Consider the following 9,120-nt stretch of genomic DNA (forward strand, 5'->3'; position numbering starts at 1 on the left):
AACCCATCGCCGGGCGACCCTAGTGCCGCGCCGGCTGCTCGGTGAAGCGCTCGCGCAGCTCCACCTTGCGGACCTTTCCACTGACCGTCATGGGAAAGGCCGACAGGACCTGCAGATGGCGCGGCACCTTGTAGTGCGCGAGCCGGCCCCGGCAGTATGCGGCCAGTTCCTCCTGGGTGAGCGTCTCGGCGGGGTCGCGCAGGATGACGCAGGCCAGGATCTCCTCCCCGTACCTGTCGTCCGGGACTCCGACCACCTGCACATCAGCGATCTTCGGATGTCCGTACAGGAACTCCTCGATCTCCCGCGGGTACACGTTCTCCCCGCCCCGGATGATCATGTCCTTGATCCGGCCGACGATCTGCAGATAGCCGTCCTCCCGCATCACCGCCAGGTCGCCGGTGTGCATCCAGCGCCCGCTGTCGATCGCCTCGGCCGTGCGCTCCGGCTCGTTCCAGTACCCGAGCATGACGCTGTAGCCGCGGGTGCACAGCTCGCCCGGCTCGCCGCGCGGGACGGTCACTCCCGTCGCCGGGTCGATGACCTTCACCTCGAGGTGCGGCAGCACCCGGCCGACCGTACCCGTACGCCGCTCCAGGTCGTCCTCGCGCCGCGTCTGGGTGGACACGGGCGAAGTCTCCGTCATGCCGTAGCAGATGGAGACCTCGGCCATGTGCATCTCGGCGACGATCCGCTTCATCACCTCCACCGGGCAGGGAGATCCGGCCATGATCCCGGTGCGCAGCGTGGACAGGTCGTAGGTGGCGAAGTCGGGCAGGTTCAGCTCGGCGATGAACATCGTCGGTACGCCGTAGAGGGAGGTGCATTGCTCGCGCTCGACGGCGTGCAGTGTGGCCACCGGGTCGAAGGACGGGGCCGGGATGACGATGCAGGCGCCGTGGCTGGTGGCTGCGAGGTTGCCCATCACCATGCCGAAGCAGTGGTAGAAGGGCACCGGGAGGCAGATCCGGTCGTGCTCGGTGTAGCCGACCATCTCCCCGACCCAGTAGCCGTTGTTGAGGATGTTGTGGTGGGAGAGGGTGGCGCCCTTGGGGAAGCCGGTGGTGCCGGAGGTGTACTGGATGTTGACCGGGTCGTCGCAGCTCAGCTCGGCCTCACGGGCCGCCAGTCGCTCACGCGGGACCGCGCTGCCCGCCTGGACCAGCTCCTCCCAGGTCGGGTCGCCGATGTGGACGACCTCGCGCAGCGCGGGGCACGCACCGCGCACCTCCTCCACCATCCGCCGGTAGTCGCTGGTCTTGTGCGCGAGGGAGGCGACCAGCACCTCGATGCCGGCCTGCCGCAGGACGTACTCCAACTCGTGTACGCGGTAGGCCGGATTGATATTGACCATGATCGCGCCGATGCGGGCGGTGGCGTACTGCACCAGCACCCACTCCGGGCAGTTGACCGCCCAGATCCCCACCCGGTCGCCCTTGCCCACGCCCTTGGCGAGCAGCCCGAGCGCGACCTCCTCGACCGCCTTCCCGAACTCGGCGTACGTCCAGCGGCGCCCGGAGGGCAGGTCGACCAGTGCGTCCCGCTCCGGATGCGCGGCGACGGCCCGGTCGAGGTTGGTGCCGATGGTGTCGCCGAGCAGCGGCCGGTCGCCGGTGCCGCTGCTGTACGAGAGCTCGGTCATGAAAAGTCCCCCTCGCGGTATTCGGCGGTGCTTCCCTCTGCGGTGCGCTCGCGCAGCTCGATCCGGCGGATCTTGCCGGAGACGGTCTTGGGCAGGTCGGCGAACTCGATGCGGCGGATCCGCTTGTACGGCGCCAGGGTCTCCCGGGAGTGTGCGAACAGCGCCTTCGCGGTCTCCGGGCCCGGCTCCCAGCCCTCGGCGAGGACGATGTACGCCTTGGGGACCGCCAGCCGCAGCGGGTCGGGGGCCGGGACGATGGCGGCCTCGGCGACCGCGTCGTGCTCCAGCAGGGCGCTCTCCAGCTCGAACGGGGAGATCTTGTAGTCGGAGGCCTTGAAGACGTCGTCGGCGCGGCCCACGTAGGTGATGTAGCCGTCGGCGTCGCGGCTGCCGATGTCGCCGGTGCGGTAGTAGCCGTCGGCCATCGCCTCGGCGGTGCGCTCGGGGTCACCGTGGTAGCCGGTCATCAGGCCGACGGGGCCGGCGGACAGGTCGAGGCAGATCTCGCCCTCGTCGCCCGGTTCGCCGCTGACGGGGTCGATGAGCGCGACCGCGTAGCCGGGCGTCGGGCGGCCCATGGAGCCGGGCTTGAGAGGCTGGCCGGGGCAGTTGGCGACCTGCACGGCCGTCTCGGTCTGCCCGAAGCCGTCCCGGATGGTGACGCCCCAGGCCTCCCGGACCCGCTCGATGACCTCGGGGTTGAGCGGTTCGCCCGCCGCCACGGCCTCGCGCGGGGGCGCCTGCAGCTGGGTGAGGTCGGCCTGGATGAGCATCCGCCAGACCGTGGGCGGCGCGCAGAAGCTCGTCACCCCGCAGCGGTCCATGTGCCCCATGAGCGCCGCCGCGTCGAAGCGCGTGTAGTTGTGGATGAAGACGGTCGCCTCGGCGTTCCAGGGGGCGAACAGGTTGCTCCAGGCGTGCTTGGCCCAGCCCGGCGAGGAGATGTTGAGGTGGACGTCGCCGGGACGCAGGCCGATCCAGTACATCGTCGCCAGATGGCCCACGGGGTACGAGATGTGGGTGTGCTCCACCAGCTTGGGCTGTGCGGTGGTGCCGGAGGTGAAGTACAGCATGAGGGTGTCGTCGGCGCGGGTGGGCCCGTCCGGCTCGAAGGCCCCCTGGTGGTCGTACGCGGCCTCGTACGCGCGCCAGCCACCTGCCGCGGCGCCCGTGCCGCCGACCGCGATGCGCGTGTACTCACCTGGCACCTCGTCGAACTTCGCCGTGTCCTCGGCCCGGACGATGACGTGGCGGGCCTTGCCACGGGTGATCCGGTCGGTGAGGTCGGCGGGGCCGAGCAGCGGGGTGGCGGGGATGACGACCGCCCGCAGCTTCATCGCGGCCAGTGCCGTCTCCCACAGCTCGGCCTGGTTGCCGAGCATGACCACGATCCGTTCGCCTGCCCGTACCCCCTGGGCGCGCAGCCAGGCCGCGACCTGGTCGGACCGCGCCGACATCTCGGCGAAGGAGTACCGCGCCTCGCTCCCGTCCTCCTCGACGATGTGCAGTGCCGTGCGGTCGTTGCCCTCGGCTACACGGTCGAACCAGTCCAGGGCCCAGTTGAAGTGCTCGGGCCGGGGCCAGCGGAAGCCCCCGTACGCCGCCTCGTAGTCCTCCCGGTGCCGCAGCAGGAAGTCCCGGGCCTCCCGGAACTCCTCCGTCGCGCTGGTTGCCGCCATGTGTCCTCCTCATTGCGGGACCGCCCACTCGCATCGTGTAATCGGTGAACTGTGTCTCACTACCCCCGAACGGGGCTGAAGGGCAGGTGTGCGATGCCGGAGGCGGGCGCGACGGGCGAGGTACGCACGGCACTGCGGACGCTGCGGCGCACCAGCGGTCTGCCGGTCGCCTTCGGCGGACTGGTGGACGACGGCAGACAGGTGCGGATCAGTGAACTGAGCGGGGCGGCGACGGCGGCCCTGCGCGGGCTTGCGGTGGCGGCGGGCAACGGCCTCGGCGGCAAGTCGCTGGCCCTCTCCCGCCCGCTCGCGGTCACCGACTACCGCACCGCGCGCACGATCAGCCACGAGTACGACGCGGCGGTGGAAGCGGAAGGGCTGCGGGCGGTGCTCGCGGTACCGGTGGTCGTACGGCGGCGGGTGCGCGGCGTTCTCTACGGAGCCCTGCGGGACGCTCTGCCGCTCGGGGACCGCACTCTGAACGCGGCCGTGGAGGCAGCCCGTGAGCTGGAGCAGACGCTGGCGGTGCGGGACGAGGCCCAGCGTCTGCTGGCCGGGCGGCGCGGCCCGGCGGCCGACTGGGACCACGCTCCAGTCGGCGGCGTCCCCCTGCCACCGCTGGCTGCCCCCACCGCGACGGCCGGCGGCGACCGTAACGACCCGGGGGCGTGGGAGGAAGTTCGGGAAGCGCACGGCGAGCTGCGCGCGCTGGCCCCGCGCGTCACCGATCCGGAGCTGCGGGCGGACCTGCTCGCCGTGTGCGGCCGGCTTGCCGCCGCGGGGACCCGGAGCCGCCCCGCGGGGGTACGGCTCGCGCCACGCGAACTGGATGTGCTGGCCTGTGTGGCGGTGGGTGCGACGAATGCGGCGGTGGCGCAGCGGCTCGGGCTGCGGGCGGAGACTGTGAAGGCGTATCTGCGCTCGGCGATGCGGAAGTTGGGGGCGCACACCCGCATGGAGGCGGTGGTGGCGGCCCGCCGCGCGGGCCTGCTGCCGTAGCGCCCCACGGGGCGGTCGCGCAGCAGGGTGCGAGGGCACCGGATCCGGGTCAGGCTGGGGGTACGCCGTCAGGCGGGGGGTACGCGGCCATCAAGGTCACAAGGTCACACCACGTCTCGACAGGTTCCGTTCCCCGCCCGCGAAGGAGCCGCTCATGACGCTCACCACCGAGTACGTCCCCGGGGCGCCCAACTGGCTCGATCTCGGGACGCCCGACATGGCGGCCGCGGCCTCCTTCTACGGCGAGCTGTTCGGCTGGCGGCTGGAGGCGCTCGGCTCCGAAGCGGGCGGATACGCGATGTTCCAGCTCAACGGGAAGAGGGTGGCCGGCGTCGGCCCGCTCACCGAGGAGGGCGCGCGCAGCGCCTGGACGGTGTACTTCCACACCGCTGACGCCGACGCCACGGCCAAGGCGGTGGAGCAGGCCGGCGGCACGGTCCGCTTCGGGCCGGTGGAGGTGTTCACCGAAGGGCGCATGGCGGGGTTCACCGACCCGGCCGGCGCGCAGTTCGCCGTATGGGAGCCGCGTGACAACCCCGGGCTGGAGCTGGTCACGGAGCCGGGCAGCCTGTGCTGGACGGAGCTGCACACCCCCGAGCCGGACGGCGCCCGCTCCTTCTACGGCTCGGTCTTCGGCTGGCGGGCCGACGAGATGCCCTTCGCCGGGACCACGTACACGGTCCTGAGCCTCGCCGAGGACAGGCCGGACCCGTCCTTCGGCGGGGTCATGCCCCTGCCGCCCGCCGGGGCGGCGGCGCACTGGCTTCCGTACATCGAGGTGACGGAGTGCGACCTGGTGGCCGCGAAGGCCGAGCAGGCAGGTGGCGCGATCGCCATCCACCCTGTGGAAGCGGCGGATGTCGGGCGCTTCGCACGGCTCACCGATCCATTCGGCGCGGACTTCGCGGTGATCACGAGCACGCGGCGGCTGGAAGCCGCGTAGGCGATCAACCGGGCCGGACCCGGATGTCGTGGGCGGCGCCCGCCGCGGCGAATTCCAGCAGGCGTGCGCCCTCGGCCTCCAGCGCGGCACGGTCGGCGTGCGACAGCTTCGCAAAGGCTCGACGACCAGCGTGGCGCGCTCGCGATCCCGGTCGATGCGCCAGGTGCTCGCGGGCCTCAGTCGCCGATACGGACGACGGCGAGCGTGATGTTGTCGGGCCCTCCCGCGTCCATGGCGGCCTTCCACAGCTCGAAGGCCGCCCTGCCGTCGCCGTGCTCGCGCATGATGTCCTCGATATGGTCGTCCGGCACCGGGTCGCTCAGCCCGTCCGTGCAGACCAGGTGGCGGGTGCCGACGGACAGTGGCGAGCTGGTCACATGCGGGACGACCGGAGTGAACTCGGGGGTTCCGCCGAGGGTTTGCGTGACGATGGGAGTGGTGCGCTGCCCCGGAGCGAGCGGCGGATTGTCGTCGATGGTCACCTCTTTGAAGCCGTCCGGGCCGGCGTCGTAGACCCGGCTGTCACCGACGTTGAAGGAGAGCACCGACTCCTCCGTCACCACCACCCCCGCGACCGTGGTGCCCATCATGATCAGGTCGGGATCGTCGTCGGCGGCGTCGTACACCGCCTTGTTGCAGGCCTCGATGGCGTCGCGCACGGCGTCCTCGCTGTCGAGGAACGGTCCGATCCGCGACAGCCGGCGGACGACCAGAGCGCTGGCGACCTCACCTGCCGGATGGCCGCCGAGACCGTCGGCGACGGAGACGACGAGCGGTGTGCCGAGCGGGAACAGCAGCGTCTGCGGGCTCTCGGTCGCAGTGCTGCACAGGGTCCAGGGGCCGATGGCGAGGCTGTCCTCATTGTGCTCACGCAGCAGACCAGCGTGGCTGAGCGCGCTGACGACGATGTAGGCCATGGCGGTCATCGCCTTCCCGGTAGGCGGGCCGGCTCGTCTCTTCCATTGTCGGCCGGGCCGTCCCGCGCTGCACCGCTTCGACCACGGCGTGGGTGGCGTATATCGTTTGTCGTGGTCAGTGACATGCGACGACATGTGTTCGAGGCAGGAGGTGAGTCTGCGATGACAGGCGAACCTCCCAGTCGCCTGCCGAGCGGCACCGGCTGGTCCCTGCGCTAGCAGCGGCCGGGAGCGGTGCCGGAGGTGTGCCGATGTCCGCCCGAGCCCGTTCCGCTGTGAAGGGACAGTCATGTCCGAGCGCCGCCCCCGTCCTCTGCTCTCCCCCAGGAAGCACACCTGGCTCCGTACCGCCGCGGCTCGGCCCTCGCCCAAGGCGCGGGCCGGAGACGGGGCCACAGACCGGTCCGCCGCGCCGCCCCAGGCGAGCGCCGGCTCCGCCCCGCCGGCCGCCGAAGGCAGCGTGGTGCACGCCGCGCTGTACCAGAACGGCGTCCGCGTCAGCACGCCCGCCACGCTGGCCGACACCTTCCGGCAGCTGCGGGAGCAGCAGGAGGGCATGGCCTGGATCGGCCTGCACCGGCCCTCCGAGGCGGAGCTGGTCTCCCTCGCCGAGGAATTCGACCTCCACCCGCTGGCCATCGAAGACGCCCTCGAGGCCCACCAGCGTCCGAAGCTGGAGCGCTACGGAGACACGCTCTTCGTTGTCCTGCGCGCCGCCCGCTATCTCGACGACCCCGAGGACATCGAGTTCGGCGAGCTGCACGTCTTCGTCGGTGCCGACTTCGTCATCACGGTGCGGCACGCCGCCGCCCCGGACCTGTCGGAGGTCCGGCGGCGTATGGAGGAGACCCCCGAGCTGCTGGCCCTCGGCCCGGAGGCCGTGCTGTACGCGATCCTGGACGCGGTCGTCGACGGGTACATCCCCGTGGTGGCCGGCGTCCAGAACGACGTCGACGAGATCGAGACCGAGGTCTTCCGCGGCGACCCCGAGGTCTCGCGCCGCATCTACGAACTCGCCCGCGAAACGGTGGAGTTCCAGCGCGCCACCCGCCCGATGGTCGGCATGCTCAACGGCCTGATGGCCGGCTTCGCGAAGTACGGCACCGACGAGGAACTGCAGCGCTACCTACGGGACGTGGCCGACCATGTCACCCACACCAGCGAGCGCGTGGACGGCTTCCGCCAGGCCCTCGCGGACATCCTGACGGTCAACGCCACACTGGTCAGCCAGCAGCAGAACGCCGAGATGCGGGCCTTGGCGGAAGCGGGCTTCGAACAGAACGAGGAGATCAAGAAGATCTCCGCCTGGGCGGCGATTCTCTTCGCGCCGACGCTGGTCGGGACCATCTACGGCATGAACTTCCGCCAGATGCCCGAGCTGCACTGGGCGTTCGGCTACCCCTTCGCGATCGGCTTGATGGTGCTGGTTTGCACCACTTTGTACGTGATTTTCAAGCGGCGGGACTGGCTCTAGTTTCCGGCCTCACCCGCTCCGGCAAATCGATCACCGTCAACACCCTGCTCGCCTACGCCTCGCTCATGCGGGACGTGCGTCTGATCGTGATCGACCCCAACTTCGGTGCGGTCGCGCCCTGGTGGCGTACCGCCTACAAGGTGTCCGACGCCGTCCATCCCGACGATCCGACCGAGATCCTGCGCTGGGTGCGTGAGGAGATGCAGCGCCGGGAGCGGCTGTTCTGGTCCGGCCGTACCGACCGCATCACCGAGTTCAGCCCTGAGCTGCCGCTGCTGCTGGTGGTGATCGATGAGGTGGCGAACTACACCCGGCACCCCGACCGCAAGGCGCGCGAACGCTTCGAGGCCGAGCTGCTGGCCATCGCCAGCCAGGGAGCCAAGTTCGGCATCCGGCTGTGGCTGCTCACCCAGAAGCCCTCCGCCGACGTGCTGACCACCGCCGTGCGGACCAATCTGTCCGCCCGGATCTGCCACCGCATGGACACCGTCGAGGACTTCCTGCACCTCTTCCCCGACGGCCGGGAACTGGACATCACTGCCGCCGACCGGACCATGCCCCAGGGTGTGTCCATCGCCTCCGTCGGCGACATGCGCGTTCCGGTCCGGCTGCGCTCGGTCTACCTGCCCACCGAAGCCTGCTGGCAGATCAACGACGTCATGTGCGCCGAAGGGCTCAAGGTCCGCGAGCTGCCCGACCGCGTGGACCTGGACAAGGCCGCGTGACCGCCGCCTCCTGGTCCCGCTTCGCAGTGATCCCCGGCAAGGGCGTGTAGTCGCCAAACCCTCGCCCCTGCCGGGGCCTCCCTCCCATACCCGTCCACGGCACGCGTGTGCCGCAGTGCAGAGAGGTCCCGCCAGCATGCCACCGCACGACCCGACCGCCACAATCCCCCGCCCCGAACCGGCCACGGCCGCGCTGCCCACGTTCACCGGGTACCGCGACCTGCTCGGCGTGGTACGGCAGCTGTCCTCCCTGGGTGGCTGTGCCCAGCCGATCCGGCTCGAAGGCCAGTACACCGAGATCGACGCCTTCACCGGCGAGATCCTGCGCGAACTGAAGTCCAAGGAACTGCCCGCCGGGCACCTCCTGGTCCGCTGCGGCAACCGCCGCACCACCCGCTGCCCCTCCTGCGCCGAGCTCTACCGCCAGGACACCTACCAGCTCATCGCCGCCGGCCTGCGCGGCGGCAAGAACATCCCCGACCAGGTCGCCACCCACCCCCGCGTCTTCGCCACCCTCACCGCACCCTCATACGGGCCGGTCCACGGCCGACGCGTGGGCGGTTCCGTGCGCTGCCGCTGCGGGCGCACCCACGCCAAGGGTGACCCGCTCCTCGGCACCCCGCTCGACCCCGAGCGGTACGACTACCCCGGCGCCGTGCTGTGGAACGCCCATGCCCCGGCCTTGTGGGCGCGCTTCATGCTCCACCTGCGCCGCACCATCGCCGCCGCAGCTGGTGTCCC

8 protein-coding genes are annotated in these 9,120 nt (G+C 71.0%); 5 read left to right on the plus strand and 3 right to left on the minus strand.

Going from position 1 to position 9,120, the window contains the following annotated elements; translation table 11 throughout:
- Positions 1-19 precede the first annotated feature (19 nt).
- Together ACY34J_RS11415 and ACY34J_RS11420 are read right to left on the minus strand one after the other, a co-directional pair.
- Positions 20-1,642: an AMP-binding protein gene (locus tag ACY34J_RS11415; protein ID WP_462726370.1), complete on the minus strand. Its 1,623-nt coding sequence runs from the start codon at positions 1,640-1,642 to the stop codon at positions 20-22.
- Positions 1,639-3,321: an AMP-binding protein gene (locus ACY34J_RS11420; protein WP_462726371.1), complete on the minus strand. Its 1,683-nt coding sequence runs from the start codon at positions 3,319-3,321 to the stop codon at positions 1,639-1,641. The genes ACY34J_RS11415 and ACY34J_RS11420 overlap by 4 nt, the downstream gene beginning before the upstream one ends.
- A 93-nt stretch (positions 3,322-3,414) precedes the next feature.
- On the opposite strand from ACY34J_RS11420, the gene ACY34J_RS11425 reads away from it, so the two are divergent.
- Positions 3,415-4,320 (plus strand): helix-turn-helix transcriptional regulator, encoded by a 906-nt coding sequence (locus tag ACY34J_RS11425; RefSeq protein WP_462726372.1) that lies wholly within the window; start codon positions 3,415-3,417, stop codon positions 4,318-4,320.
- Between the two features lie 154 nt (positions 4,321-4,474).
- Positions 4,475-5,263, plus strand: a complete 789-nt coding sequence (locus ACY34J_RS11430) for a VOC family protein (RefSeq protein ID WP_462726373.1) — start codon at positions 4,475-4,477, stop codon at positions 5,261-5,263.
- A 176-nt stretch (positions 5,264-5,439) separates the two neighbouring features.
- On the opposite strand, the gene ACY34J_RS11435 is transcribed toward ACY34J_RS11430, so the two are convergent.
- A complete protein-coding gene (locus tag ACY34J_RS11435; RefSeq protein ID WP_462726382.1) occupies positions 5,440-6,180 on the minus strand; it encodes a PP2C family protein-serine/threonine phosphatase in 741 nt (246 codons plus the stop codon).
- Between the two features lie 289 nt (positions 6,181-6,469).
- Here ACY34J_RS11435 and ACY34J_RS11440 point away from each other — a divergent pair, with 289 nt between their 5' ends.
- The 3 genes from ACY34J_RS11440 to ACY34J_RS11450 all read left to right on the plus strand — a co-directional run.
- Positions 6,470-7,654: a magnesium and cobalt transport protein CorA gene (locus ACY34J_RS11440; protein WP_462726374.1), complete on the plus strand. Its 1,185-nt coding sequence runs from the start codon at positions 6,470-6,472 to the stop codon at positions 7,652-7,654.
- Complete coding sequence (locus ACY34J_RS11445; RefSeq protein WP_462726375.1) at positions 7,609-8,379, plus strand: FtsK/SpoIIIE domain-containing protein; 771 nt, start codon at positions 7,609-7,611, stop codon at positions 8,377-8,379. The genes ACY34J_RS11440 and ACY34J_RS11445 overlap by 46 nt, the downstream gene beginning before the upstream one ends.
- Positions 8,380-8,515: 136 nt before the next feature.
- The coding region (locus tag ACY34J_RS11450; RefSeq protein WP_462761952.1) for a replication initiator at positions 8,516-9,120 on the plus strand (605 nt) is incomplete at its 3' end.

The organism is Streptomyces sp. HSS9-12, from assembly GCF_054963655.1.